This is a genomic window from Hymenobacter sp. BT188, assembly GCF_014333585.1.
Classification (GTDB): Bacteria; Bacteroidota; Bacteroidia; order Cytophagales; family Hymenobacteraceae; genus Hymenobacter.
In genome coordinates this window covers 169,108-195,486 of the sequence record NZ_JACSCW010000004.1, presented here as the reverse complement: position 1 = coordinate 195,486, position 26,379 = coordinate 169,108, and the positions used below count along the sequence as shown (strand labels likewise).

Genomic DNA, 26,379 nt, shown 5'->3' with positions numbered 1-26,379 from the left:
ACCTAACTACTCGCTATGGCCGTCTTACTTCCGCCTAATCAGAGCATGTATAAGCTGCAGTTCAAGCCTTTCGACAAAACCCCCAAGTACAAGCAGATTGTACAGTCGGTGATTACCGATATTGAGCGGGGCACCTTGAAGAAAGGCGACCAACTGCCCTCCATCAGTGAGCTAAGCGCCGAATACTACCTGGCCCGCGACACCGTCGAGAAAGCGTACCGAGAGCTACGGGAGCGGGGTTTTTGCACCTCTGTCCAAGGGAAAGGCTACTACGTTCAGGCTACGGATGCCACCAAGATTAAAATCCTGTTGGTATTCAATAAGCTCAGCTCCTACAAGAAGATCATCTATTACGCTTTCCTGCAAGCCCTCGGCGACCGGGCGACCGTCGATCTGCAAATTCATCACTACAGCGCCCACCTGTTTCAGGAAATCATTGAGAAGAATCTGGGCAAGTACAACTACTATGTGGTGATGCCGCACTTTGCCTTGGACCTCGACAAAGCCGACTACAAAAGCGTCCTTAACTCCATTCCCGCAAACGAATTAGTTCTGCTCGACAAGGACCTGCCCGACATGAAGCGCGACGTGCTGACCATCTACCAGGACTTCGACAAAGACATTTTCACAGCCCTGGAAGGCGTGCAGGATTTGCTGGAAAAATACGACCGTATGGTGCTCGTACTGCCTAGTGTTGGCAACAACTATCCGGTGGAAATTGCCTGGGGTTTTCGCACTTTCTGTATCAACTACAATAAGGGTTTTTCGGTCAAGGAAAACGCCATAAATGAAGTGTTGGAAGCCGGCACTGCTTACGTGGTAGTGGAGACCACCGACTTAGCTGAACTGATGAAAAAGGTGCGACAAACGCCTTACTTGCTAGGCCGCGAAATCGGTATTTTATCCTTCAATGCCAGCACCTTAAAAGAACTGCTGGGCATCACCGTAATCACCACCGATTTTGAGGCCATGGGCCGCACCGCCGCCGAGCTTTTGCTAGAGAAGCAGCGGGTGAAAGTGAAGAATCCCTTCTACACGATTCGGCGCGGATCGTTGTAACCATATCTGCTTCATTAAGCGACTGGGGGGCTTTTCTGTAGAGACGCGATACTTCGCGTCTCCTCGCGTGTGCCACCTGATCCACTATCGTTCAACGCCAAGACGCGAAGTATCGCGTCTCTACACTGTGCTGACGACATACATTTATCAGGCGAGGAGATGCAGCTAAGTGTATCTCCTCGCTTTTTTACCTACCTGCTTCGTCACTAACGAGAGGCTAATTTTAATCCAGGAAAAAAGCCCCACACACAGGAGAGTTCAGAAGAGTTTGGGCGCGGGTTGGTGCTAGGTTGCTTATCCTAATGAAGCTGTGTTTATCGTCTGCCTGGCCGACTTGCTAAAACGAAGCTACCGGGCTCCATCTTCCCACCCTCGACCCCTACCCTACTATGCTTTCCGACCAACAAATTCAGGACCTCGACCAACCGCTGTTGAGTGAGCACCAGCTCCGCTTCAGCTATCTGGCTGATATGCTGGCCCGCCGTAGCCTCGACGCGCAGGATATCATCCGGCAGCTCATTGATTTTCAGGTAGCTATTCCCAGTTGGGCATTGGGTACGGGCGGCACGCGCTTCGGGCGCTATCCATCGGGGGGTGAACCGCGCAGCCTTGAGGAAAAGATTGGCGATGTGGCTTTACTTAATCGTCTTAACCGCTCTTCCAACTCTATTTCCCTGCATATCCCGTGGGATATCCCGAGGGACATTCCCGCGCTTCAGCAGCAGCTACAGGCTGAAGGTCTGACAATTGATTCGATGAACTCGAATACGTTTCAGGACCAGAAAGATCAGGCGAGTTCTTACAAATTTGGCTCACTGAGTCACACCGAAGAAGGGGTTCGGCAACAGGCTATTCAGCACAACATTGAGTGTGTAGAATACGGCAAGCAATTGGGGGCCAAAATTCATACAGTATGGCTCGCTGATGGCTCCAATTTTCCGGGTCAGCAGCACCTGCGCCGCGCCTACCAGCGCACGGCCGAATCGTTGGCCAGCATCTACGAAGCCATGCCTTCGGACATGACGATGCTGATCGAGTACAAGCCCTACGAGCCGCACTTCTACTCCATGGTTATTCCGGATTGGGGCACCTCGTATTCGCTGTGTCAATATCTGGGTGAGAATGCGCAAGTTCTAGTTGACTTAGGTCATCATTTGCCCAACACCAACATTGAGCAGATTGTGGGCCGTTTGCTGCATTTCGGCCGTCTGGGGGGCTTTCATTTCAACGGCTCCATGTACGGCGACGACGACCTGACCACGGGCAGCATCAAGCCGTATCAGCTCTTCCTGATTTTCAACGAGCTGGTAGATGGCGCGCAGGACACGGCCGTCACGAATCCTGCCGTGGCTTACATGATCGACGCCAGCCACAACACCAAAGACCCGCTGGAAGACTTGCTTCAGTCAGTAGAAAGCATCCTCGGAGCCTACGCCAAAGCCTTGCTAGTAGACCGTGCAACGCTGCAAGAAGCCCAGCAAAACAACGACGTGGTACGGGCCGAAGAAATTCTGCGCGACGCCTTCCTCACCGATGTACGGCCGTTGGTGGCCGAAGCCTACCGCCAAGGTGGCGGGGCGCTCAACCCCATCGCGGCCTACCGCGCGGGCAAAATCCGGGAGCAGCTTATTCAGCAACGCGGCAAATTCAGTCTGTCTACTGGCTTATGAAAAAGTCCATCTACGCCGTGTTTGATGTTGGCAAGACCAACAAGAAAGTACTGCTTTTCGATGAGGATCGGCAGATCATTGACGAGCACCAGCAAGTGTGCCTCGAAACCGTGGATGAGGAGGGCTTTCCGTGCGAAACTCTCTCACGGCTTTCGCAGTGGGTGCAGGACCGCTGGCACACCTTGCGCCATAATCCGCACTACAATCTGAAGGGAGTGAATTTCACTTCCTACGGCGCCAGCTTTGTGCACTTAGGCGCCAACGGACAGCCCATTTTGCCGCTTTACAACTACCTAAAGCCGATGCCCCCGTCCCTGATGACTCAGTTTTACGCCGAGCTTGATCAGGACCCCATTGACTTTGCTACGGCGACCTGCTCGCCACAGATGGGCATGCTCAACTCCGGTATGCAGTTGTATTGGCTTAAGCAGACCAAGCCCGAGCAATATGCCCGAATTCGCACGTCGCTGCATTTGCCGCAGTATCTATCATACCTCATTACCGGTGAGGCTTTTAGCGACTATACTTCCGTGGGTTGCCACACGGGCCTGTGGGATTTCAAGCGCAACCAATACCACGACTGGGTCTACCGCGAGGGCATCGACGACAAATTAGCCCCCCTGACTAAAGATTCAATTGCCTCGGTGGTCGATGGCATTTTGGTGGGTGTTGGCTTGCATGATAGTTCGGCGGCGTTGCTGCCCTATATGCAACAGGATGAGAAGCCTTTCCTGCTGATTTCGACCGGTACGTGGGCCGTGACGTTGAGTCCCTTCAACCGGGAGCCGCTCACCCCCGAGCTACTGCGCCGCGACTGCCTGAGCTTCCTTTCGCCCAAGGGCGAAATGACCAAAGCATCGCGGGTGTTTTTCGGCCGTGAGCACGACTTTCAGGTGCAGCGTATTGCCCACCACTTTCATGTGAAGCCCGATTTTTACCATTCGCTGATGTTGGCCCGCCCCTACGATGAGGCTTCGCATGACTTTCAGCCCTGGTGTATGAGAGGCACGGGCCCCTTCCCCGAGCGGCAGACCAAAGAGTGGGATTTATCCGGTTTCAACACTGCCGGGGATGCTTACCACCACCTCATGCACGGTCTTATGGATATTCTCACCGAATCCATCAACCTGATTCGGCGTGATGAAAAGCTGATTTACGTGGACGGAGGCTTCGCCCGCAACCCGTTGTTCATGCAGATTCTGAGCTGGAATTTCCCCGACGCGAAAATCAAGACTCTGGAGGTTCCTCAAGCTACCGCCCTTGGTGCCTTGATTCATCTGGAGCAAGGTGAGGCTTGGAAGAAAACGCAGTTGTTGTTTTCGTGACATCCCATTCCTGACGTCCCAATCCCACAGAAAAAGAGAGCAGAGTCGGATGATAAATCATTGATTACCTACTTTACCTACTGCAGTTAAGTGTGTCATCCTGAGCTTGCGAAGGACCTTCTGCCAGTTGGGCGACAAGCGTAAAAAACGACTTATTCAACGGCAGAAGGTCCTTCGCAAGCTCAGGATGACAGACAGCTGAAAAGACTAGCTTATTGGTAATTAATCTTTCCGCCGCTCTTAATCCCTCCTCAAATGAGGAGAGAAATCAGTTTTCAATTTAATGAAAGTCGCTTTATTCATTCCCTGTTACGTTGATCAGTTTTACCCGCAAGTAGGTATTGCTACCTACCAATTGCTGCATAAACTGGGCATACAGGCCGAATTTCCGCAGAAGCAAACCTGCTGCGGTCAGCCGATGGCCAACAGCGGCTGCGAGCAGGATGCGGTGCCCGTGTATCACCACTTCGTCGATACCTTTCAGGGCTACGACTACGTGGTGGCGCCGGCGGGCAGTTGCGTGTACCACGTGCGCAAGCATTTCAATATTATCGAGCAGACACCGGCCGTGCAGCACGTGCGCGAGGCCACTTACGATCTGATTGATTTTATCACCACCATTCTCGGCGTCACGGAAATACCAGGCGTGTTTCCACACAAAGTAGGCTTGCATCTGAGCTGCCACGGGCAGCGCGGCTTGCACCAGGCCAACGAGTCGGAAATGACCCCCGTTCGTGATGGGCATTTGCGGCGGCTGCTAAAGTCCCTAGATGGCATCGAGCTAACCGAGCTTGACCGCAACGATGAGTGCTGCGGCTTTGGGGGCACTTTCTGCGTGTCGGAAGCCGCTATTTCGGCCCGCATGGGGCAAGATAGAGTGCAGGATCATCTGCGCAACGGTACGCGGGTGCTTACGGGCGGCGATATGTCGTGCCTGATGCATCTGGAAGGCATTGTGCGGCGCCAAAAGCTACCCATGCGGGTGATGCACGCCGCCGAAATCTTGAACGGTACCATCCTATGAGTCATCCCAAACGAGCGGAAGTTTTTACCCGCGACACAGAGCGGACAACCTGGCACGATGAAACCTTGTGGTTTGTGCGTCAGAAGCGCGATAAAGCCGTGTATGCGGTGCCCGAGTTTCAGGAGCTGCGTGAGCTGGCCTCCCAAATCAAAACGCACACGCTAAGCCGTCTTGCAGATTATTTAGAGCAGTTCGAAGCGCAAGCCAAAGCAAATGGTGTGCACGTGCATTGGGCTGCCAACGCGGAAGAGCACAACGCCATTGTGCTGGATATTATCCGGCAGGAAAAAGCCAGCAGCATTGTCAAAAGTAAGTCGATGCTGACGGAGGAGTGCCACCTTAATCCCTATCTGCTGCGCCACGGCGTCGAGATTGTAGATACGGACTTGGGGGAGCGCATCGTGCAGCTGCGGCAGGAGTCGCCGAGCCACTTGGTGCTGCCGGCTATTCACTTAAAAAAGGAAGACGTAGGCGCCACGTTTTTTAAACACCTGGGCACAGCCGAAGGTGAAGTCGATCCGCAGGTACTCACCGAAGCCGCGCGTCAGCACTTGCGCGCCCGTTTTCTTACCGCTGAAGTAGCTATTTCAGGGGTTAATTTTGCTATAGCCGAAACGGGCAGTATTGTCGTGTGTACCAACGAAGGCAATGCCGATCTAGCCGTAAATCTGGCGCGGGTGCACATTGCCAGCATGGGCATTGAGAAGCTCATTCCGCGCCTTTCTGATCTGAGCGTGTTCACGCGCCTGCTAGCTCGCAGCGCCACCGGGCAGCCCGCTACTACCTACACCTCGCACTTCAGCCGCCCCGCGGCGGGCAAGGAACTGCACATAATTCTGGTAGATAATGGCCGCACCCAGCAGCTCGGCCGTCCCGATTTTCGGGCGTCGCTGAAGTGCATCCGGTGCGGGGCCTGCATGAATACCTGCCCCGTATACCGGCGCAGCGGCGGCCACAGCTACGACTTCACCGTGCCGGGACCCATTGGCGCTATTCTGTCGCCCAACATCGACATGCGCCAGCACGCATCTTTGCCGTTTGCCTCCACGCTCTGCGGCTCCTGCACCGATGTGTGCCCGGTGAAGATTGACATTCATACTCAGCTCTATAAGTGGCGTCAGGTAATTGCGGCCGCTGATGAAATTCCGGCCAGCAAGAAGTGGAGCATGCGCCTGCTCAGCCGGGTGCTGGCCCGGCCGGGTATGTACGAGCTGGGGGGCAAATTTGCCCGCGTGGGTCTGCGTTTTGTGCCCCACGCCCTCACTCACGCGCCGGGCTATAATCCGTGGGCCATTGCCCGTGAGCTACCCGAGCCGCCACCCCAAAGCTTCCGCGAATGGTTTAAGCAAACTAACCCCAAGCCATGACCGCCACTGCTCGAGAGCGAATTCTGGCCGCTACCCGCGCCAATCATTTCGAAGAAAACCCGTTACCTACGGTACCTCAATTCACCGGCGACGCTTCGGTGGAGCGCTTCACGGAGGTGCTGCAAAGCATTGGGGGGCAAATTGTGCGCATACCAGTGGGCCAGCCATTGGCCGAAGTAGTTCAGCAGCTTTTCCCAGCCGCTGGCCCTGTTGCTTCTCCCCTGCTGCCCGCCACCATCACTATCGATGAGCAAACCCCAACTGCTGTGCTCGACACGGTAGATGTAGCCGTACTGGGGGGCATTTTTGGTGTCGCGGAGAATGGCTGCATCTGGCTACCCGAAGCAAACATGCTGCACCGGGCGTTGCCCTTGATTACCCAGCATCTGGTGCTAGTACTTTCGCAGCAAAATATCGTGGCGACTATGCATCAGGCTTACGCGCTGGTGACAGATGTAGGAGACTATGGTATGTTTATCGCGGGTCCATCCAAAACGGCTGATATTGAGCAGTCCTTGGTTATTGGCGCTCATGGCGCCCGCAGCCTCACGGTGTTGCTCACGGCGTGACAAGACTTAATTAAAAGAAAAAGCCCGCACGACAGACGTGTCATGCGGGCTTTTTTATGGCTATATCCGATGTCGTTCAACCTGCTCTTTATAACCTTTGAATGAGGTAGAGACGCGTATTCGCGTCTAATCGTTGAACGATTGGAATTGTGCCGTTCGAACAGCGCCAACTAAACAACGTCAGCAACGACGTAGAGACGCGAATACGCGTCTCTACGTCGTTCGGGCTGTTAGAACTTCACGCTTGTGCTGTTCACCACCGCTACAGGCTGTTGGTCTTGGGTGGTGATGTTCATGTCTTTCACGGTCCAGTTCTTTGCGTAGCTGATGTCGCCGGCGGTTTGGGCCGTCATCGTGATGTTGCTCAGGGTCATGTTTTCGAGCAGGGAATTGGCTTGGCCTTCGGCCGAAACAGCTTTTTTGGCGTTGGTCACGCGCACGTTGCTGATGTGCACGTCGCGGAAGTACGGGAGGCCTTTTTCGGCGGGCTCTACTTTCGTCAGCATGGCTTTCCAATGGGCCGGCAATGTCTCCTGCGTATAGCCTTCGGGCAGCGTGGAATAGCTGTAGGAAGGGTTCCAGTTCATGGTCATCTCGATGGCCGTACCTACGCCATCCATCTCGATGTTATCGACGCGAATATCCTCTACGGTACCGCCCCGTGTGAGAGCCGATTTGATACGGATACCAACCTTGGTTCCTTTCGCTTTCAGGTTGCGGGCAATGACGTGGCGAATACCTCCCGAGGTTTCGCTGCCGCAGGTAAAAAGCCCCCCACCGGCACCAGCGACGCAGTTTTGGATGAGGACATATTCCGTGGACTTATTCACACGCAGGCCGTCAGCGTCGCGGCCCGATTTGAGGCAGAAGTTGTCGTCGTTGCAGTCGATATCGCAGTTTTGCACGAGCACATAGCTGCTGGAGTCAATGTCGATGCCGTCGGTGCTGGGGCCATGACCGCCGAGGTTGTTGCGAATGATGAGGCCGTCGGCTGTTACGTTTTTGGAGTACAAAATATGCACGGTCCAGAAGCCAGCCCGCTGCAACGTAATGTCCTTGATGGTTACGTTTGAGGAGTTCGACACGAGCAAGGTGCGCGGGCGTTTGGCGTCGTAGTCCACAATCCAGCGCAGGCCTTTGGCATTGTAGTCTTTGCGCAAAGCCCAGTACATATCCCAGAAGGGCTTGCCTTGTCCATCCACCGTGCCTTCGCCAGTGATGGCGACGTTATCCTGATCCAAAACATTGATTAGAGCTGCGGGCCACACCATCTCAATGCCGGCAATGCGGCTCGGCATTTCGGGGTAATCCTTGATGTCCTGACTGCCGAGTAGGGTCACGCCCTTATCGAGTTGGAGCGTGACACCCTTCTTCAAAAAAATTGAGCCCGTCAGATACTGACCGGGCTCAAACGTGACAACGCCGCCTTTCTTAGCGGCCGCATCGATGGCTTTTTGAATGGCTTTGGTGTTAAGGGTTTTGCCGTCGCCTACTACGCCGTATTTAGTGGCCGCAAACGTCGTTTTGGCCGTGGGCAGCGTTTTGGAGCCTACCTCTTTCACCCAGGCCGGATCAGCGGCAGTGGGCGCCGCTGGCTCCGTTACAAACAGGCTCAACCAAGTGATGAGCGGAAACAGAAAGGAGAGCAGCAGTTGCATAGGAGGCAGGATTGACCGAATCAGGAAGAAACGGGAAGTGCAACATGACGCGAGACTGAGGGGCGGAACAACAGATTCCCACCACCGCTGTATTTGCCCCCCAGCCCCACGTCAGTTAACACTCACTTTTGCTTACTCATCCAAATCTGCATTTTCTCTCCTGCCAAACCCTCCCGCACCCTCCTGCTACTGAAAGTCCCTTTGGTTAAACTGGCTAGAAAACCAACGCAACTGTACCTTGAAATTAGTAATTTCTTGGGCAAGTCCCACAAAGGGGTAAAAAGAAGTAGCAGATCCCGCTAGACCTTTGAAAGCATGACTCCCACTCCGTCTGTCATCCTGACGCAGGAAGGACCTTCTCACCGATGAACCAGTCGTTCTTTCGTGAGAAAGTCCTTCGCAAGCGGACGCCAGATCAGGATGACTGATAGCGTGGCAACGTCAGCACGCGAGATGCTTCGCTACGCTCTGCATGACGATTTACCAGAATTTGCCCCCCAAGCTTAATAACCCGGATTCTGCTCGGTTTGGCGCTGCTCCTGGGTTAGTGATTGACCACCGCGGAAAATCCGCTCCAGGTGCTCGCGTGGGATGGGCCGCAGCTTATGGTAGGGCTGAATTTCGGCCCGGGTATCAGGGTTGAAAGTACGGGCGCGCTCCAGCAGCGTTTCCGTGCGGGCCAGGTCTTCCCAGCGGTGCAGCTCGCCGGCCAGTTCGCGGGTTCTTTCATTCAGAATGAAGGCGATAAAGCGAGCCTGCGTAGTGGTAACCGATGGCGGATACAGCTCGGCCGGGTCGTTGGTGGTGAACTTGGTCATGGTGACTTGCAAAGCGCCTGCTGTACTCGTCACGTCGCCGCGGGTGCCGCCTTCTACGAGTGAGAAAGCCGTGGGCTTGGCCTCGCCGGCCTTGTAGGCAGCCCGGTTGCGCAGGGTGTTGATGTAGCCGATAGCCTTGGCATAATCGCCCTTGCGACCATAAGCCTCGGCGGCAATCAGATACGTTTCAGCAAAGCGAGCCAGGATACCGTCGCGCGTGCCGGCCTCTTCATTTACGCCAGAGCCGGCCCGGAAAGGGTCGATATACTTCAGCAGCTGAGGATATTTGTTGCGCACGCCTACCGGGCCGGTTGGGTCATAAGCAGAAGCTACAGCGCCGTTAGCATTGCGGAAGTAGCGTGCAAACGTGGCGTAGCGCGTCCGCGAAATCTGGTTGGCGGTGAGCGGGGTTTGCGGGGTATTTACTTGGATAAAAATGGCCGTATCGCCTATGGCAAATTTGTTTTGCCCAACCAGCGCGGGAGTAGGTGCATTGGCGGCCGTCCATTTGGGAATGGTGGCGGCGTTATTAGCAATCCACACCGTTTTGAAGCTCTTATAAAACCGCGAGTCGTTGCGCCGGTCGTAGATGTCCATGGTGTAGTTGGTGGGCATCAGGCGGCGGAAAGGCCGGTCGTTGAGCAGGTCGCGGGCCATGCCGGGAGTGTCTTCGTAAATCATGGTGAAGTACGAGTGCACGCGGTTGCCAAAGCGCCCTGCTAGGGTAATGACGTTGTTGAACTGCGTGGAGAAAATGACTTCCCGGCTCGTTTGGCCAGCGCGGTTATTCGCGTAGCTGGAAATGTCCCAAAGCTTGGCAAAATCGTTTTCCAGCACGTAACGGCCCGAGGTAATCACCTGGTCGGCGTAGTAGGCGGCACTGTCAACGTCGGTGGGCTTCTGGCCCCGCTCGTCGGTGATGGCGCTGCCGCGCGTCAGGTACACTTTGGCTAAGTAATGCTGAGCCGCGCCTTTGGTCGCCCGACCAAACTCCGCGCTGGTGGGGGACAAATTTTCCTCCGCGAAGCGCAAATCCTTGATAATCTGCTGATACACCTGCGGCACGGGCGTGCGCTCGTATTCCAGCTGTATACTTTCGGTAGGCTTCAGTGACACGGGAATAGCACCGTACTGCTGCACCAGCTGAAAATAGTAGTAGGCCCGCAGGAAATGCAGCTCGCCGAGGCGCTGGGCTTTCTGTGCCGCAGTAGCCAGCGTGGTGGTGCCGCCAGTGAAAGCCGGAATCTTATCGATGCCGATGTTGCAGCGGTTGATGCCGTCGTAATCGGCCGTCCACACATCGTGCACGAAGCTTTCGATGCCGTTGCCAGTATTCAGACGGCTACGGTCGTAGGTATTCCAGTACACGTAGTTTACCTGGTCGGCATGGGTAAACTCATCGGTGCCGAAGTTGAACATCGCGTAGCTGTGCTCGTTGGCGTACTTGAAGCGAGTTTGCTCGTAGGCCGCTTTCACGAGGTCTTCCAGCCCTTTTTCCGTGGTGTAATAATCGTTGGTAAGGGTAGAGACGAGTTCTTCCTGCAGATAATCCTTGCAGGCCGTGGTAGTCAGGCCGAAGGTAGTAAGCAGGGCAATGGTTATGAGTCGATAGGAACGTTTCATGAGACTAGGCTAGACGTAGGGAATTAGTCGTCAAATCAGAAGCCGATGCGGAGGCCAAGCACCAAGCTTTTGGTGCTCAGGTTACGCGCTTGCGCCAACTCGCCGGAAGTAGTACCGATGTCGGTAGCTTCGGGGTCCAGACCCTTGAACTTGGTGATCAGGAAGGGGTTAACCGCATTCACATATACACTCAGGTTGCTGCTGTAAAACTTATCGGCCAGCTCCTTGGGGAGGTTATACGTGAGCGAGATGCTGCGCACTTTGGCGAAGCTGCCATCCTGGTACCGCAAGGCGTCGCCAAAGGTGGCGATGTCCTGCTGGCTGTTTGGCCGGGGCGCCTCAGTTGTTGGGTTGGCGGGGGTCCAGTAGTCGACTTTCTGACCCGGAAAACGCCCCCCAAGGCCGGGCCGGAAGCCCGTGGCCAGCATTTGACCGACACGGGCATACACTAGGAAGCTCAAATCGAAGCCGCCGTAGGAGAAGCTATTGCTTACGCTGCCGCTCCACTTGGGACGGTTGGAGCCCAGCACAATCTGGTCCAGGGTAGTGATCTGGCCATCGTTGTTTACGTCCACCACTTTTATCGTACCTGGCCGCACGTTATAGCGAGTCAGGCCTTCGGTGTCGTAGCTCTGCCAGATGCCGTCGAACTTGTAGTCGTAGTACACGCCCAGGGGCTCGCCGATAAACCAGCGGTTACCAAGATCGTCCTGCTTGCCCGAGGCCAGCTCCACGAACTCTTCCTTGTTTTTGGTGAAGACAAAGTCAGAGCCCCAGCGGAACTTGCTGGTCTCCACGTTCACGGTCGACACGGTGGCTTCTACGCCGGTGTTGCGCGTGGCGCCAATGTTTTGCAGCACGTTATTGAAGCCTGAAGCTGTAGGCAGAGCGCGAGGCAGCAACAAGCCGGTGGTGTTGGCGCGGTACACTTCCACCGAGCCGTTGATGCGGTTTTTAAACAAACCAAAGTCCAGACCTACGTTGACGGTGTTGGTCCGCTCCCACTCCAGTTCGCTGTTAGGTAAGCCCCCCAGGGTGCCAGGCAAGGTGCCGGGCGTAGGCGTGTAGCCGTAGGCTGGGGTCTCGTCCCACACGTAGGGAGTTTGCTGCAAGGTGCCGCCGGTGGTGTAAGGGTCCACGGAAGCCTGCCCTACGGAGCCATAGCCGCCGCGCAGCTTCAGTTCGCTGATCATGGCTATGTCTTTAAAGAAGCCTTCCTCCTGGAGTTTCCAGGCCAGGGCCACGGAAGGGAAAAATGCCCATTTCCGACCTTCAGCCAGCACAGAAGCCCCATCGGCGCGGCCGGTAGCCGTCAGCACGTACTTGTCGCGGAAGCTGTAGTTTACCCGTCCCATCCACGACATCAGCTGCCGCTGGATAAATGGGCCGGAGCCGAAGCTTTGAGCCGCCGCGTTGTTGGTTGAGCCCAGGTTGTACCACTTCTGCGAGTCGTAGGGCAGGTTGGTGGCACTGATGGAAGAGCCTTCACTGCGATCCTGCTGAATACTTTGCAGGAGGGTCACGCCTAAAGAGTGGTCAGAGGTGAGCTGCTTGTCGTAAAAAAGCAGGTTTTCTACGACGTACGTAAAGTTCTGATTCTGGTCGTATTGGGCGAACGATACCGCGTTGGCGCCGCCGCCCTGTCCTGTAGAGCGGGCCGACCGAAACTGACCGTTACGGGCGTTGCGGAAGTCGGGGCCCACGTTGAGGCGGTAGCGCAGGCCTTCCAGCAGCCGGGCTTCGGCGTAGAGGCTGGTGAAGAAACGGGCCACGCGTCGCTCACTAAATGTGTTTTCCGGGTCGAGCAGCGGGTTCAGAATGTTGGCGTCGGCGCCGGGGTTGGTCTGGAATACGCCTTCCGCGTTGTAGGGCGTAGCATAGGGCAATTGCCCCACAGCCTTACCGTAGATGTCAGGACCAACGTTTTGGATGCCCAGGCTGGCGTTAGTAGAACCGCCCACCGAGATGATCTTATTGACTTTGAAGTCGAAGGTGGCGCGGGCGGTGTAGCGGGTGAAGTCTTGGCCGGGCTGAATACCTTCCTGATTCAGGTAGCCCACCGACAGCGACGCACGCAGGTTTTCGGAGCCGCCACTAGCGCTAAGCTGGTGGTTTTGGGTGAAGGCGCTGCGCAAGGCTGCATCCTGCCAGTCGAAGCTCCTAATCTTGCTGGGGTCGTAAATCGGAATCTGGGTAACGTTCGGGAAGCCGTAGAGAGCATAACGGGCTTTCTCCTCCTCTGTCGCTTCGCGCGTTTCGGGAATGCGGGCGTCGAAATCCCGCCAGGTGTACGCCCCGGCGATATTGGCCCACACGTTCGGATCGGTGCCAAAGTACGTGAAATCGTTTACCGGATTAGGGTAAGGCGTGGTATAAGAGCCGGACGTACGGTACGCTTCGCGGCGCACATCGGCAAACTCAGCAGCGTCGAACAGTTCCGGCAGGCGCAAAGGCCGGTCGAAGCTGCCGTAGGTGTTGTAGCTGATATTGAACTTGCCCTCCTTGCCGCGCTTGGTCGTCACGATGACCACCCCATTTGCCCCCCGCGATCCGTAAATAGCGGTAGCTGAAGCATCTTTCAGCACTTCCACCGATTCAATATCATCGGGATTGAAGTCGTTCAGGCCCGTGCCTTGCGCCAGCGGAATGCCATCAACTACATAAAGCGGCTCGTTGGAAGCCCGCACCGAGCGGTTGCCGCGAATACGGATAGCAGGCGTTTCACCGGGCCGAAAATTGCCCCCCGCCACGTCTACGCCGGCCGCACGGCCTTGCAGGGCCTGGGTCAGGTTCTGAACCGGCACCTGCTTTATCTTCTCCTCCGATACCGACGACAGCGCCCCCGTTACGTCGCTCTTTTTCTGGGTGCCATAACCAACTACCACTACGTCTGCCAGCTGCGTTACATCCTCAGCCAGCGCCACGTTTATGGGCGATGCACTCGCGGGCACCTCCTGGGTTACGTACCCAATCGATGAGATAGTGAGTGTGGCTCCGGCCGGAGCCGTCAAGGTAAAGCTGCCATCCGGATTCGTGCTCGTGCCGGTTGTGGTGCCTTTCACCACCACTGTTACCCCTGGCAAGCCACTTTTGTCGGTGGCCGTAACGACCCGCCCCGTCACAGTTTGATCCGTCTGGGCAAAAACACTGGCGGGCGCCAGACCAACCAATACGGTCAGGGGCAACCAGCGGACTGAGTTGTAAAGTTGTAACATAAAGGAGGAATTGGAAGTGGGAATGCAAACAGGAACTTTCTACCTACCAAGTACCTGTCTTCCTTTCCCAAATCCCTCCCGCACTCTCCTGCTACCGTACTAGAATTTCTTCGAAGTGATCAAAAAACGTTACAGCGCTTTGGAGTCGATGTATAGCGACTCCAAAGCGCTGTAATTGGGCCTTTTACAAAACGATAAACAAGTAGCCTTACGATTATTATGCCTGATAAAACACCCTTTCTAAGGGCATCACCACTGGCGAGTTATCTGGATTCGTCAGCATCAAATCGGCCATATAAGCCCACCAGCGCCGCATAATGGGCAGCGTCGGTAGCTGATCGGCACTGTGCTCGGGCAGGCGGCGCTGCACGGCGAATAGCGTATCAGTGGCGGGGTTCAGGTAGATGGAATATTCGCGGATGCCGGCTGCGTGCAAGGCTTCAGTCAACTCGGGCCATATTTCGTCGTGGCGGCGCTGGTATTCGGCTTGCACGCCGGGGCGCAACTGCATGGTAAAGGCTATTTCTTGCATGGGGGGCTTATTTTTTACCTTGAGTACTTGTCCGCCACTGATCAGTGCGGAAGGGCGAAGCGGGCAGGCCGGCCCCGTTGTATAGATTAGGCATGGGCGACTTGCTCCAGCCAAAGCGTACAGCTACCGGCTGCTTCACCTGCTCGCTCCATACCACCACAGAGTTGTCCTCAATACGAGCCTGAGCAGGCCGAAACACGCTATCGGGGCCGGCAATAGTAAACTCGCGCAAGTCGCCATTTTGGGCAACCAAGCCGCCCGATGTGTAGCCGAATTGCAGGCGGGCTTTACCATCTTTCACTTCCATCTTTTTGTAGATGGGACCCGAATACGGCAGATTTTTCTGCCCATATTCTTTAGCTAACGCCCACAATGCCAACCGATGGCCCACCACCTGTTTATTGCGCGGATGAATATCAAGTGAGTCGCCGACGTCGGTGGTAACCACCATGCCCGTGTTTGGCACGGTTTGCATGCTCACCAGCTGCGCTTCCCGGATTTCAGGATTCTGATCCTTGTGGGGGGTAATTTGAACAAAGTAGAATGGCAGATTCGGCTGCTGCCAGTCCTGGCGCCAGTTGGCAATCATGGCCGGAAACAGCTTGCGGTACTGATACGCGCGCACGGCATTGCTCTCGCCCTGATACCAGATGACACCCTTCAACGTGTACGGAATCAAGGGCTTGATCATGCCGTTGTAGAGCTTGTAGGGCGACTTATTGCTGGTCGCGCTGAGCGGCTCGGCGGGCTTGGGCGTAGTCGTTTGGGGAGTAGCGGCTTTTTCCTGCTGCCACGCGGTGAGGGCCGCTTCGTAGGCGGGGCGTTGAGTTAGACCTTGGTCATAGCGCGTGAGAATGGGGCGCAAATCAGGGTCCTTTTCCAGCACGTCTTTCCGTGTCCAAGATTCAGCCGGCGTGCCACCCCAGGAGGAGTGAATCAGGCCCACCGGCACCTTAGTCTTCTCGTGAATTTCCTGGCCAAAAAAGTAAGCCACGGCCGAAAAGCTTCCCACTGTTTCGGGGCTGCACACGACCCACTTCCCCTCCGTATCCATCTGGGGTGTATCGGCCACTTTCTGCGGCACCGTAAACATCCGAATGGAGGGGTACTTCGCCTTAGGTACTACTTCCGCCTCATTCACTACACCCGTCATCCATTTAGAAGAACCTTTCGCCACCGGAAAATTCATGTTCGACTGCCCCGAGCACAGCCATACTTCCCCTAGCAGCACATTGCTGACTACCAGCTTGTTTTTGCCCTGAAAGGTGATGGTATGCGGTCCGCCGGCCTTGTCGGTGGGTATGCGCACCTGCCAGTTGCCCTGCGCATCGGCGGTGGCTTTTTGGGGGGCTTTTTGCCAGCTGGCCGTTACTGTCACGACTTCGCCGGGGTCGGCCCAGCCCCAAAGGGCCACCGTTGTTTTTTGCTGCAACACCATGTTGTCGGTCAGCAACGCGGGCAGCTTGATGTTGGCCCAGGCCGGACATGCCAGCGCAAACAGCGGTAAAAGCAAGAGGTGGCGCAGAAGGAGCCGATGAGTCATTGTGGGGGGCTTTTTTACGAAGTGATTTTAAAAATAAAGGCCGACGCTGTCATGGATTTCCCACCCTGCGAGGCACCAAACAGGTACGCAGGCTTGCCATCGCGCAGCAATAATTGAGGACGCTCCAGGCGGCCGTAGCGCTTCAGATTAGAGGGCGCGGGCGGCTCTACCACACCATATTCGCGTAGGGGCAAGTAGGCAATTTTGGGAAAGTCCCAGCGCTTGCCGTCCTCCGATTCCAGGTATAGTCCGACTTCGTGGTTGTATACGCCCATGTCGCGGGCCAGAAGCCGAAATTTGCCCCCCTGCCGCCACACAAAGGCATCTTCAAACTGCTTGTTGTGGCCTTGGTTGGAAAAGTCAATAACTGGGTTGCCAGAGTACTTCATGTATGGGCCTTCCAGCTTATCGGCCACGGCTAGGCCGTACTTGCGGTTGCCGCGAATGGTGGGGTCTTTGGCCGTAATGTAGTCTTGGGTATTCCACGATTTATAGTACAGCCAATACTGCCCGTTGGGATGCTTAATGAAGGCCGGATTAGTAGTGCAATGGTCGTCCCAGGCACCTTCAGCGCCGGGCTCCAGCAAGGGTGCATCGGGGCGCTGCCAAGGGCCGTTGAGCGAGTCGGCGGTGGCTAGGCCGATGCGCTTGGTGTCGGTTTTGCCGTTGCTGTTGCCCATAAAGAACAGGCAATATTTCCCATCCACAAACTGAATACTGGGATTGTGGCAGGTGGTAGCGTCCCAATATCCGGGTCCGCGCGGCGCCAGCACTACCTCCACAAAAGTGAACGAGCCTTCCGCCGAATCACCAACGGCGTGGGCAATTTCGGAGCTGCTGATCCAGCCACCCATACCCTTCTTAGAAGGCCAACGCGAGAAAAACACGTGCACTTTGCCATCGGGCCCGTCGATGGGACTCGTACACCACACGTAGTAATCGGGCAGTTCCAGAGCGCGGCCCACGGGCTTCAAGTGCTTGCTGAATTTCGAGAAGCTGCCTTTGGGATAATCAATCAGTCGGCCTGCAGAAAAGCCCCCCAGCGCCCCCGCCACAGGCGCTAAGGTGAGTGTAGCAAGAAAAGCGCGACGAGTAAGCATCGTTGGGAAGAATTAGCGATGTAGAGGCGCATATTTGCGTCTCGTCGTTGAACGATGGGCACTGCGCTGTTGTAAAGTTTACCTCAACAAAGTCAGCAACGATTAGACGCGAATACGCGTCTCTACACCGTTCGAAAAAGGATTCCAGACTTATAATCCCGGCGATACTTTATCCTGACGATCATTCGTTGTCGTTGTCGTTGGCGTCAGCGTCACGGGGCCTAGCAAGCCAGACTCCTTTGGGGTCCATTTCTCCGCCGTGAAAAGACCATCTGCCCCGCGGTTTTCCTTGAGCTTGCTCGACATATTAATGTTGTACGCATTCTTGTAGGAAACCTTATTGCGGTCCATGTGAATGATGCGGTTGGCCATACCATTGCTGACGGTAACTACCAGCTTGTTTGTGGCTTGGATTTTCTCTTTCGGCACAAACACCTGATACGTAGGTCCAACCAATGTGCCTAGCTCCTGCCCGTTGAGCTGCACGCGGGCGCTTTCCGCCACGCGACCCAGATCCAGGATAAATCCTTCGCCCGTACCCTGGGGCTTGGCAAATGAAATAGCATAAGTGGCAGTGCCGGAGAAATTTTTCACTGCCTCACCGTTCCAGCTGGTCCACGAGCTTAAGTCTTTGACTTGGGTTTTGGCCGGCAACTCTGGTCCACCCGACACAAAGCTCACGTCCCAAGTACCCTGCACGGGCTGGGGGGCGCCAGTAGCTTTCATATAAGCGTAGGCAGGACCGGTCAGAGCGGCATCGTTGGTTTCCAGAATGCACGACTCGCCGGGCGCCAGCTGCACATACACTTCCGTGCCGTTTGCGGAGGTGCGCGAGGCAGCCACGCCCAACTTCTCCGTCATGGGGTTGTACAGCGCCACTGATTTGCCCCCCACGCGTAGCGGCACCCAGCTTTCCACCGGTTTTTCGCTCCAGTTGGCTACAAAGTAATAGTGACCCTTCTCGTGGCGGCGACGCACAAACTCCAGGCCCTTATCCACCATAGCTTCGCGCTGTACACCGGCGGCAGTCAGCGCCTGATCCACGTCTTTACCAACCAGCACCGAGCCCTTGCCCACGCTAGCTTTCTGCACGCCGCCACTGGTAGTAAACTTGAGCGTGCCAACCAGCTTTTTAAAAGCAGCGCGGCGGCTGTCCAGCTTACTTAAGCCGGGAACGTCGGTAGGTAATTGGTCCTGAAAAACGATGGTAGCGCCGTTTTGGGCCAGCTTCATCAGCTGCTCCATCGTGGCAAGAGGCATTACCTGCGCGGCTGGCACCAGGATAGTTTGGTAGGCGGAGCCACCGCCGGTTTGCAGAGTTTTAGCTGTGTTTTTTACCTGCTGAAGTTGCAGGTCGGAAATAAAATCGAAGCCGTAGCCTTTGGCCAGCAATGCCTCGCCGGTAGCTCCTACGGGCATGCCTTTAAAGCCGTGGTCAATGCCGTCGAAGTGCTGAAGCATTACCTTGCCTGGCTTGCCATAGGAGTCATAAATGGGCAGGTACACCAGCACGTCGTTGCTAGGTTGCCCGGCCTGCAAAAAGGATTGCGCGTGCGCCACGTAGCGGTTTAGCTGAGCAAAATCAGTCCAGAACGTGTTGTTTGGGTTGAAGTGCACAGCCGCATAAAACAGCCAGCCTGGCCAAGCCGCGGCCTGGGGCGAGTAGTTAGTGCCGTGGTAAAACGTGTGATTAACGCCCCCCAGCAGCATGCGGTCCATGGCCTTTTTGATGTCGCTGAGCTTGGAAAGAAAGTGGTCATTTTCCCAAGTAGCCGACTCCGACGACGTGAGCTTTTTGCCCGTCACGTGGGCGGCCGAAGAAGCAAACTTTATGCGCAGCAAATCCTCCCCTTCTATCTCCGGAATATCCGTGACGGCGTACAAATCCAAGATGTTAGCTGGCGAGCCATGGGCTTGATTGCGAATCAGGGCTTTGTGCGTTTTGGCCCAGTCGCTCCACGTTTTGGTGTAGTTTTCCAGCAGCAGCTCCGACAAGGTTTCGCGGTAGTCGGTGAGCACGCGCTGGTTCTGGTCTTCACTGGCTTTACCGAATAATGCGGGCAAGTGCTGACGCAAGTCGTAGCCGCGGCGCTTCTGGAATTCGGCAAACATCTGGGGCGTCCAATTGCTTTCGCCTTGGGCGTCGTCTACCTCATAAGAATCGTTGAAAAACGCCCGAATGCTTGACACATCGCGGCCCTTGAAAGCTTCGTCGAAGCGCTGCAAATAGTGCTGAGTCGCGGTTTGGGAGAAGTGGTCAATTACGTCGCCTTCTCCACCGGGGCCGGCCCGCTCTACCTGCTTGCCGTGCCAGCCTTGAAATACACCATACAAGGTCCAGTTGCCGGCCGGCGCGGTCCAGTTTAGCTTGCCATTGGCGTCTACTTTACCGGTTAAATCTACTGTTTGGCCCTTATCCGAGTAAGCCATGAGCGCCTGCAACGGCAGCGGCTTCTCAAACCGGACCTGGTCGAAAGCGTGGAGTTGCAAATTCTTGTTTTTAGCAACTGGTTCCACCAATTGCTTGATGTCGATGGGCTGGCCTACAGTGCGTATCATCGGCTTCTGCATGTAGCTTACCGCCTCTTTCAGTTGCTCCCCACCCTTCATAGTGTACGTCTGATAAGCCACGTACTTGCAAGCATCCTCGGATGTCACCCACGGACCGCCAAACGGCCACCCAGACGCCTGCGCCATATCCACGCCCAGCCCCAGCCGCTTCGACTCGGTGAGCGTGTGCGTAAGCATGGTCATCCACTTGGGCGATAGAAAGTCAATGAATTGGTTTTCCGTGCCTTTCACCCCATAAATCGGTGTGATTTCGGTGCCGCCCAAACCTGCTTGCTGGTACTGCGTGAGCAGGCGCGTCAGGTCCTGCTCGTTCACGGCGCTGCCTTGCCACCACCAACGCGTCCAAGGCTTGTTTTGCTGGTTTATTTCGGGCCATTTCAGGGTTTGGGCCGATGCAGCGTTTTGATGAAGCGCCGCGGCAATAAGCAGAGAGAAAAACAGAGACTTTTTCATGGGAGAAGCAAGAAAGCAGAGCTAAAAGCAGGTGCTGGAGAAGAGTAAGGAAGCCTAAAGAAGCTAGGTTAGAGCTAGCTCCCCTCCTCATCTGAGGAGGGGTTAGGGGTGGTTGACCGGAGCGTTATTTATCTGCTAAAAAAAGCAGGTCATACAGAGCGAAGCATCTCACTCGCGGTAGTGGGAGTACTAATCCAGCGTCAGCACGCGAGATGCTTCGCTGCGCTCTGCATGACGTTCTGTTAAACAACATCAGCAACGACCTCAACCACCCCAGCCCCCGCTACGCGGTGGCGTCCCCTCCTCATCTGAGGAGGGGAGTTGGTCGTTCTTTAGTTACCTGCGCTTACTGACTTTGATTTAACATCATTCATTTTGTAGATCTCGCTGCCGGCCAGCAGGAAGCAGCCGAGGCCGTAGTCCTCAAAATCGGGCTTGCTGGTGTAGCTCACGGGCTGGCCGTCTTTAGGCTCTTTGCCAGTGCCTTGCACGTAGCCCAGGAAGCCATTGGGGTGCACGCACTCCTTAGCCATAGCGTTCCAGGCCTTGGCGATGATCGGCTGGTATTGCTTGGCATCGAGCAGACCGTTGTTGATGCCCCAGGCCATGCCGTAGATGAATAGTGACGTACCGGTTAGTTCTTTGCCGCCGAAGTTTGTAGGGTCGTGGAGGCTGACGTTCCAGTAGCCGTCGGGGCGCTGGAGGGCGGGCAGGGCCTTCATCATGTTCATGTACATCTGTTCGTACTCGGCGCGGTGGGGGGCATCTTGGGGCAGAATTTCGAGTGTCCGGACCATGGCCGCCACTACCCAGCCGTTGCCGCGGCTCCAGTAGCAATCCTCGCCGTTGGGCTCTTTGTACGGGGGCACGAAGTCCTTGTCGCGCCACCAGAGCTGGTCCTGGGGGTTGTAGAGGCCGTTGGTGCCGTGCACCGTTTTGGAGTAATTGTAAAGCCGATACATCTTCTCGTAGTAGGCCGTATCCTTGGTCATAACGCCGAGCTTGGCGTACACAGGCATGGCCATTTGCAGGGCGTCAATCCACCACCAGTCATCTACTTTCGGGCTGTTCACCATCAGGTCGATGCTGGCTTTGATGTCGCGGATGCGCTCGGGCTTAGGGTCTATTTCGTAGAGGGCAATGTAAGTCTGGCCAGCAGCTTGGTTATCGGCGTTGCGCGTGGTAATGCCGTTATTCAGGCCCCATTGGTGCTTTTCACCCCAGTCCACGGCGTAGTCGTAGTACTGCTTTTGCTTATCGATGCCGTAGAGCGCCATGAGGCCTTCGTAGTACACGGCCCGCGTCCAAATATGGCTGGGGCGGGTTTTGTTGGTCACGATTTCCTTGCCTGTGTCCGGCCACTTCTTCATGAAGTAGGCGTTGGTCTTGCGCATGGTCTTGAGCACGTCCTTCTGCTTGGGCATTTTCTGGGCCTCCGCCGTGGTTGCCAAGCAGGCGAGCAGGCAAGCCGCCACCAATAGTTGTTGCCAAAAAGCCCCCCAGCGCTGCGTCATTGTCATGGGTTGTGGTGTCATAAGTTTTAGTGATTTCTGTAGTAGTGTGGGCACTTTCTACGATGCCGCTTTGGCAATTTCTACCGCGTACACCTGCTCCTGCCCCTCGAAGTTGGCCCGGAAAATTATCCACTTGCCATCGGGGGAGAAATGGACATTGGGCTCCAGCTTGTAGCCGTGGTGCTTCATGTTCACCAGTCGCTCCGACTTGAATTTGTCGCCCTCGGGGCGGAACAGGTATATCCACATGCCGTCGGGGGCTTTGGCTACCTGTCCCGCGTCGCCGCCGTCGCCGGCAAACAGCTTCTGGTCGGGGGAGATATTGAAGTGAATCGACCACTCGTTGCGGTCCATTTGGTACAGCTTTTCGTTACCGGTTTTCACGTCGGCGCCGGCCAGGTAGAAGGTCACGCTGCGGGGCTTTTGCAAATCAAACCAGATGGTTTTGCCATCGCGGCTGAAGAATTCGTGGCCCGCAATTTCGCCCTCCACCGTGCGCTTGTGCACCAGCTTCACGGCCTTGGTTTTGGTGTTGATGTGCCAGATTCGGTCCACTTTGTGCCAAGGCCCTTCGTGGCAAAACATCAGCAAATCGGGGTCGGTGGGGGAAAACTGCACGTGGTTCAGCCATGCGTTGTCGGTGAACAGCTTGGTGAGCTTGCCGCTCCCGCCCGCGTCCACCACGAAGAGGGTGCGCGGCAGCTTGGCCTCGTAAATGCGGTTGAAAAAGTCGCTTTTGGCCGGATACTGGCGGAAAATCTCCTTCTCTGCATCGGTGCCCCAGGCGCCGCCGAGCTGGGTTTCGGCGGCATTCAGCGAGGTGATGTCGGCCTTGAAATCGTCCGGAAACACGAAGACGCGACGGGTCTTTTTCGTGTCGGCGTGGGTAGCGTACACTGTGTCCTGCACCTGGTAGAACACCTCGCGGCGCTTCCGGCCCACTATTTCGCCCTTCACCGATTTGAAGTAGCGGGTCAGCGGCGTGGTTTGGCGGGTTTTTAGGTTCAGCAGGCGGATTTGCTTGCCGCGCTCATCGGTGTGGTAATACACCATTTTGTCGCCTTCGCCGGCTTTGCCTTGCAGGAAGGGGTTGTTGTGGAAGTAGAAGCTGCCATTGCCGCCATCGGTGGGCGTCAGGCGCATCACTTTGTGGCCTGTGTCCTGGTCAATCCAGTCGGCAGGCATGGGCTTTCCCCCAGTTTCCTGCTTGGTTTGGGCCCCGGCGTTGCTTCCAAGCAGCAGGCTACTCGCGAGTAGGAGCAGAAGTCTGTTTGTAATCATAGTTGGGAGAGTGTAGAGTGGGAGAAGTAGATCGGAGCTTAAGACTTAGGCGCACTGACCGCGGCAGCTGGCGGCACGCGCACGTACTTTTTGAGGTCGCGTAGGGCAATGACTTTGTAGTTGTTGTCGTGCAGGTAGCGCAGGTATTCCTCGAAAAGCACAGGCGGAGTAGTTACCCAGTCGTGGGCGTAGTCGGGGACGCCGTGCACGGTGAGCACCACAATTTTGCCCCCCACGGCCTGCTGAATGGCTGTTAGCACACGTTGCTTATCGGTGCCGGTAGTGGTGAAGCTGGGAATGAGCAGAGGATTATCAGTAGCGGGGTCGTAGGGCTTGTCGCCACCTATGCGGGCAAACTGGTAGCCTTGCTGAGGCAGCACCGTAAAGGCGATGGGGTGCGTGTCGTAGGCGGGGTAAGCAAACGTGGTCGGCCTGGAGATGCCATTGTTGCGGCAACGGCTTTCAATAGAATCGAGCTCGGCCACCAGCTCTGGCGCGCTCATTTTGTTCACGTGCTTATGCGTGAGCGTATGGCTGCCGATTTCGAAGCCCTGACTGTGCAAATCCGCTATTTGGGCCCAGCTCATGTACTTTGTTTTGTCGGCGAAATCGGGCCGAAACTCGCAGACGTAGAAGGTGGCGCCGAAGCCGTATTTCTTCATTAGAGGCGCGACGTAGGTAGCATGCGTAACGGCTGCATCGTCGAAGGTGAGCACCACGAGCTTGTCGGGCACAGGGCGGCGCAACTGCTGCGCATAGCTGGAACCAGCAGGCAGCCCGAACGCTACAAGAAGTAGCAATCGGAGCAAGTGAAGCCCGGCGCTATGTACACGAATGGCGTGAAGCATGAGTACAAGAAACACTCTTCACTTGCCGCAACCCTCCTGTACTCTGGGGTGCAGTGAAATTCATTCGCTCAAAAATGCCCTATACTGTAGCCTTTAGGTCTGTAGTGTCTGCTTTCGAAGTATACCAATGGTTACTGTGGGAGCCCGATGTTACGACATAGTTTTTCGCTTTATTCGCACAGTTATCCTTTATACTATCATTTCCCCCTTCTGTCATCCTTGATCTAGCGTCCGGCCCGAAGGACCTTCTGCCTGTTGAACGACTAGCATAACAACGTCTCGTGCTACCGTGAGAAGGTCCCTCGGGCCGGACGCTAGATCAAGGATGACAGGAGGGGGAAATGTGGGTGAACACGGGTGATCAGGCGATTGTATCCACGAGTCCGAGCGTTAATGCGCTACTGACCACTATGTTCAACTAGGCAATAGCGTTAGTTATAGGAGTTAAGTGTATTCCTTGGCTTGGACCTTGTACCTTAGCAAATCGGCTGCCCGGCAAGCTGAACAATAGTTTGGGCACATCGGCAAACAAGCCGCGCGTTGGATATTTAGTAGTATAACAACTCCCGGTGGAGGCAAGGCCGCGGCCAGTTTATCACTCATTTTTACCTGTACCCTCAGCCCAGATTATGCACGGCACCGTTCTTATACTGCTAAAGCGCTACGTTCAAACTCAGTACGACCATAGCACTTGGCTCAAGCTCATGGAGCTTTCCGGCCTCGAAAACGTTGAGTTCGACCACAAAACGGTATACCCCGACGAGAATATTTATGCCTTGGTAGGTCAGGCCGCCGAGATGACAGGCCTATCGGCGGGCGAATTGCACGAGAAGTTTGGCGAGTACTTGGTGCCTGATCTGATGTTTATGTACCAGAAATACGTGCAGCCCGATTGGAAAACCCTCGACATGATCGAGCACACCGAGCTCACCATGCACAATCAAGTACGCCGCGAGCACCCCGAAAATAGCCCCCCAGTGCTTAATGTAGAGCGCCTGAGTGAGAACGAGCTGACCATCGACTATGTGTCGCCGCGGCGCATGAGTGGTTTGGCCGTGGGCATTGTGCGCGGGCTGGCTACGTATTTCGATGAGGCCGACCGCATTGACGTGATGCCCACCACCAGCGAAGACGGCGAGCAGGTGACCATTCATGTGCGCCGGACGTAGGGGCACTTCTTCGCGGCTTACGTGGCGTGTACAGGCTCAACGCTACCGAAAGTAGATGGCAGGGAAAATATCTTTTTTGCCCGAATGCACGTTCTAGGGTCCTTGATACGCCAAGTGTACTATTCCGTAAAGGCTTGTACTCTGGCAATTTCTGATCCTTCATCTAGCTTCATGTCTATAAAAATCACCACCCGTAGCTTCCTTTTTGCGCTTTCGCTTAGCCTGCTGGGTTGCAGTTCCAGCGGCTCCGATACTGATCCGGAACCTGCGCCAGCTCCTGCCCCTGCTCCGGCGGCTCCCATCACCTACAAAATCACCTACGCTGGCAACAGCTTGCTCTCCGGCTACCTGGGCTTCGTTATCGACACCAAGATTATGGCCGAGGTCAAGAGCCAGGGTGGAGCAGCTTTAGGAGCCGGCACTTCAGAAAACTTCGCGGTGGCCAACTACGTCACGCCCCAGGTGCTCGACCAGATGCCGAAGATCAACGCCGCCTTCGACCCCACCAAGGATGTGAACGTGCTGGTGCTCTGGGAAGGCACCAACCATATTTACTACGGCGCCACAGCCAAGCAAGCCGAAGAATCCCTCTTGGAAGTATGCCGCCGCGCACGGGCCGCGCACCCAGAGTGGAAGATTGTGATGGGTACTTTGTTGCCCCGCTCCGAAGATGACTACCCCGCCACCCAAGAGCGCGACCGACTAGCCGTGAACGTGGCCCTGCGCGCCGTAAAAGCCAGCGGCAACACCCTGTTCCATGAGCTAGCCGACGTCGCCCAGGACCCGCGCATCGGCCCCGGCGGCACCGAGAAAGACAAAACCTATTACGCTGACCTAGTGCACCTCAACGACGCCGGCCAAGCGGTAGTAGCCCCCATCTTCGCCAAGTCAATCGTGGCGGTTATCAAGGCAGGTAAGTAGGGGCCTCCCCGGCCGGTTCAACGGTGGGCCTCACCCCCCGGCCCCCTCTCCTAGGGGAGAGGGGGAGTCGTTCTACGCCGCACTTTCGGCTTGCGCCTCAAGCACGGCTACCGAGTTGT

Annotated in this window: 18 protein-coding genes; 8 read left to right on the top strand and 10 right to left on the bottom strand. The window is 55.8% G+C overall.

Annotated elements, in window-relative coordinates:
* The first annotated feature begins 15 nt into the window (after positions 1 to 15).
* From H8B13_RS12395 to H8B13_RS12370, 6 genes are all read left to right on the top strand, one after another.
* Positions 16 to 1,059, top strand: a complete 1,044-nt coding sequence (locus tag H8B13_RS12395; RefSeq protein ID WP_261990352.1) for a GntR family transcriptional regulator — start codon at positions 16 to 18, stop codon at positions 1,057 to 1,059.
* 389 nt (positions 1,060 to 1,448) lie between these two features.
* Positions 1,449 to 2,729, top strand: coding sequence for a TIM barrel protein (locus tag H8B13_RS12390; RefSeq protein ID WP_187311132.1), 1,281 nt, complete (start codon positions 1,449 to 1,451; stop codon positions 2,727 to 2,729).
* Positions 2,726 to 4,054 (top strand): FGGY-family carbohydrate kinase, encoded by a 1,329-nt coding sequence (locus tag H8B13_RS12385; RefSeq protein WP_187311131.1) that lies wholly within the window; start codon positions 2,726 to 2,728, stop codon positions 4,052 to 4,054. The genes H8B13_RS12390 and H8B13_RS12385 overlap by 4 nt, the downstream gene beginning before the upstream one ends.
* A gap of 283 nt (positions 4,055 to 4,337) precedes the next feature.
* Positions 4,338 to 5,078 (top strand): (Fe-S)-binding protein, encoded by a 741-nt coding sequence (locus tag H8B13_RS12380; protein ID WP_187311130.1) that lies wholly within the window; start codon positions 4,338 to 4,340, stop codon positions 5,076 to 5,078.
* Complete coding sequence (locus H8B13_RS12375; protein ID WP_187311129.1) at positions 5,075 to 6,445, top strand: lactate utilization protein B; 1,371 nt, start codon at positions 5,075 to 5,077, stop codon at positions 6,443 to 6,445. The genes H8B13_RS12380 and H8B13_RS12375 overlap by 4 nt, the downstream gene beginning before the upstream one ends.
* Positions 6,442 to 7,014 carry a lactate utilization protein C gene (locus H8B13_RS12370; RefSeq protein WP_187311128.1) on the top strand — a complete coding sequence of 191 codons (573 nt, stop codon included), beginning with the start codon at positions 6,442 to 6,444 and terminating at the stop codon, positions 7,012 to 7,014. Before H8B13_RS12375 ends, H8B13_RS12370 begins: the two co-directional genes overlap by 4 nt.
* 230 nt (positions 7,015 to 7,244) lie before the next feature.
* On the opposite strand, the gene H8B13_RS12365 is transcribed toward H8B13_RS12370, so the two are convergent.
* The 10 genes from H8B13_RS12365 to H8B13_RS12320 form a co-directional block, all read right to left on the bottom strand.
* A complete protein-coding gene (locus H8B13_RS12365; protein WP_187311127.1) occupies positions 7,245 to 8,672 on the bottom strand; it encodes a glycoside hydrolase family 28 protein in 1,428 nt (475 codons plus the stop codon).
* A 503-nt stretch (positions 8,673 to 9,175) separates the two neighbouring features.
* Positions 9,176 to 11,113 (bottom strand): RagB/SusD family nutrient uptake outer membrane protein, encoded by a 1,938-nt coding sequence (locus H8B13_RS12360; protein ID WP_187311126.1) that lies wholly within the window; start codon positions 11,111 to 11,113, stop codon positions 9,176 to 9,178.
* A gap of 35 nt (positions 11,114 to 11,148) precedes the next feature.
* On the bottom strand, positions 11,149 to 14,328 hold the full coding sequence (locus H8B13_RS12355; RefSeq protein ID WP_187311125.1) for a SusC/RagA family TonB-linked outer membrane protein: 3,180 nt from the start codon (positions 14,326 to 14,328) through the stop codon (positions 11,149 to 11,151).
* Between the two features lie 217 nt (positions 14,329 to 14,545).
* Positions 14,546 to 14,860, bottom strand: a complete 315-nt coding sequence (gene rhaM, locus H8B13_RS12350) for an L-rhamnose mutarotase (protein ID WP_187311124.1) — start codon at positions 14,858 to 14,860, stop codon at positions 14,546 to 14,548.
* Between the two features lie 7 nt (positions 14,861 to 14,867).
* The gene (locus tag H8B13_RS12345; RefSeq protein ID WP_187311123.1) at positions 14,868 to 16,403 is read right to left on the bottom strand and encodes a sialate O-acetylesterase; all 1,536 of its coding nucleotides are present in this window, start codon (positions 16,401 to 16,403) and stop codon (positions 14,868 to 14,870) included.
* 14 nt (positions 16,404 to 16,417) lie between these two features.
* Entirely contained in the window at positions 16,418 to 17,503 is a 1,086-nt protein-coding gene (locus H8B13_RS12340; RefSeq protein WP_187311122.1) for a glycoside hydrolase family protein, read from the bottom strand.
* Between the two features lie 150 nt (positions 17,504 to 17,653).
* Positions 17,654 to 20,527, bottom strand: a complete 2,874-nt coding sequence (locus H8B13_RS12335) for a glycosyl hydrolase (protein WP_187311121.1) — start codon at positions 20,525 to 20,527, stop codon at positions 17,654 to 17,656.
* Between the two features lie 332 nt (positions 20,528 to 20,859).
* The gene (locus H8B13_RS12330) at positions 20,860 to 22,041 is read right to left on the bottom strand and encodes a glycoside hydrolase family 88 protein (protein WP_187311120.1); all 1,182 of its coding nucleotides are present in this window, start codon (positions 22,039 to 22,041) and stop codon (positions 20,860 to 20,862) included.
* 57 nt (positions 22,042 to 22,098) lie between these two features.
* Positions 22,099 to 23,322, bottom strand: coding sequence for an oligogalacturonate lyase family protein (locus H8B13_RS12325; protein ID WP_187311119.1), 1,224 nt, complete (start codon positions 23,320 to 23,322; stop codon positions 22,099 to 22,101).
* Positions 23,323 to 23,360: 38 nt separating this feature from the next.
* Positions 23,361 to 24,170 (bottom strand): polysaccharide deacetylase family protein, encoded by an 810-nt coding sequence (locus tag H8B13_RS12320; protein WP_187311118.1) that lies wholly within the window; start codon positions 24,168 to 24,170, stop codon positions 23,361 to 23,363.
* Positions 24,171 to 24,799: 629 nt separating this feature from the next.
* On the opposite strand from H8B13_RS12320, the gene H8B13_RS12315 reads away from it, so the two are divergent.
* Together H8B13_RS12315 and H8B13_RS12310 are read left to right on the top strand one after the other, a co-directional pair.
* On the top strand, positions 24,800 to 25,339 hold the full coding sequence (locus H8B13_RS12315) for a heme NO-binding domain-containing protein (RefSeq protein WP_187311117.1): 540 nt from the start codon (positions 24,800 to 24,802) through the stop codon (positions 25,337 to 25,339).
* A 171-nt stretch (positions 25,340 to 25,510) separates the two neighbouring features.
* Entirely contained in the window at positions 25,511 to 26,260 is a 750-nt protein-coding gene (locus H8B13_RS12310) for an SGNH/GDSL hydrolase family protein (RefSeq protein ID WP_187311116.1), read from the top strand.
* Positions 26,261 to 26,379: the final 119 nt, after the last annotated feature.

Excerpts from the sequence above, each read along its gene's own strand:
- H8B13_RS12375 (WP_187311129.1), top strand. The coding sequence starts at position 5,075 with ATGAGTCATCCCAAACGAGCGGAAGTTTTTACCCGCGACACAGAGCGG.
- H8B13_RS12390 (WP_187311132.1), top strand. The coding sequence starts at position 1,449 with ATGCTTTCCGACCAACAAATTCAGGACCTCGACCAACCGCTGTTGAGT.
- H8B13_RS12395 (WP_261990352.1), top strand. The coding sequence starts at position 16 with ATGGCCGTCTTACTTCCGCCTAATCAGAGCATGTATAAGCTGCAGTTC.
- H8B13_RS12345 (WP_187311123.1), bottom strand. The coding sequence starts at position 16,403 with ATGACTCATCGGCTCCTTCTGCGCCACCTCTTGCTTTTACCGCTGTTT.
- H8B13_RS12385 (WP_187311131.1), top strand. The coding sequence starts at position 2,726 with ATGAAAAAGTCCATCTACGCCGTGTTTGATGTTGGCAAGACCAACAAG.
- H8B13_RS12340 (WP_187311122.1), bottom strand. The coding sequence starts at position 17,503 with ATGCTTACTCGTCGCGCTTTTCTTGCTACACTCACCTTAGCGCCTGTG.
- H8B13_RS12335 (WP_187311121.1), bottom strand. The coding sequence starts at position 20,527 with ATGAAAAAGTCTCTGTTTTTCTCTCTGCTTATTGCCGCGGCGCTTCAT.
- rhaM (WP_187311124.1), bottom strand. The coding sequence starts at position 14,860 with ATGCAAGAAATAGCCTTTACCATGCAGTTGCGCCCCGGCGTGCAAGCC.
- H8B13_RS12360 (WP_187311126.1), bottom strand. The coding sequence starts at position 11,113 with ATGAAACGTTCCTATCGACTCATAACCATTGCCCTGCTTACTACCTTC.
- H8B13_RS12355 (WP_187311125.1), bottom strand. The coding sequence starts at position 14,328 with ATGTTACAACTTTACAACTCAGTCCGCTGGTTGCCCCTGACCGTATTG.
- H8B13_RS12320 (WP_187311118.1), bottom strand. The coding sequence starts at position 24,170 with ATGCTTCACGCCATTCGTGTACATAGCGCCGGGCTTCACTTGCTCCGA.
- H8B13_RS12380 (WP_187311130.1), top strand. The coding sequence starts at position 4,338 with ATGAAAGTCGCTTTATTCATTCCCTGTTACGTTGATCAGTTTTACCCG.
- H8B13_RS12310 (WP_187311116.1), top strand. The coding sequence starts at position 25,511 with ATGTCTATAAAAATCACCACCCGTAGCTTCCTTTTTGCGCTTTCGCTT.
- H8B13_RS12370 (WP_187311128.1), top strand. The coding sequence starts at position 6,442 with ATGACCGCCACTGCTCGAGAGCGAATTCTGGCCGCTACCCGCGCCAAT.
- H8B13_RS12325 (WP_187311119.1), bottom strand. The coding sequence starts at position 23,322 with ATGATTACAAACAGACTTCTGCTCCTACTCGCGAGTAGCCTGCTGCTT.
- H8B13_RS12330 (WP_187311120.1), bottom strand. The coding sequence starts at position 22,041 with ATGACGCAGCGCTGGGGGGCTTTTTGGCAACAACTATTGGTGGCGGCT.
- H8B13_RS12315 (WP_187311117.1), top strand. The coding sequence starts at position 24,800 with ATGCACGGCACCGTTCTTATACTGCTAAAGCGCTACGTTCAAACTCAG.
- H8B13_RS12365 (WP_187311127.1), bottom strand. The coding sequence starts at position 8,672 with ATGCAACTGCTGCTCTCCTTTCTGTTTCCGCTCATCACTTGGTTGAGC.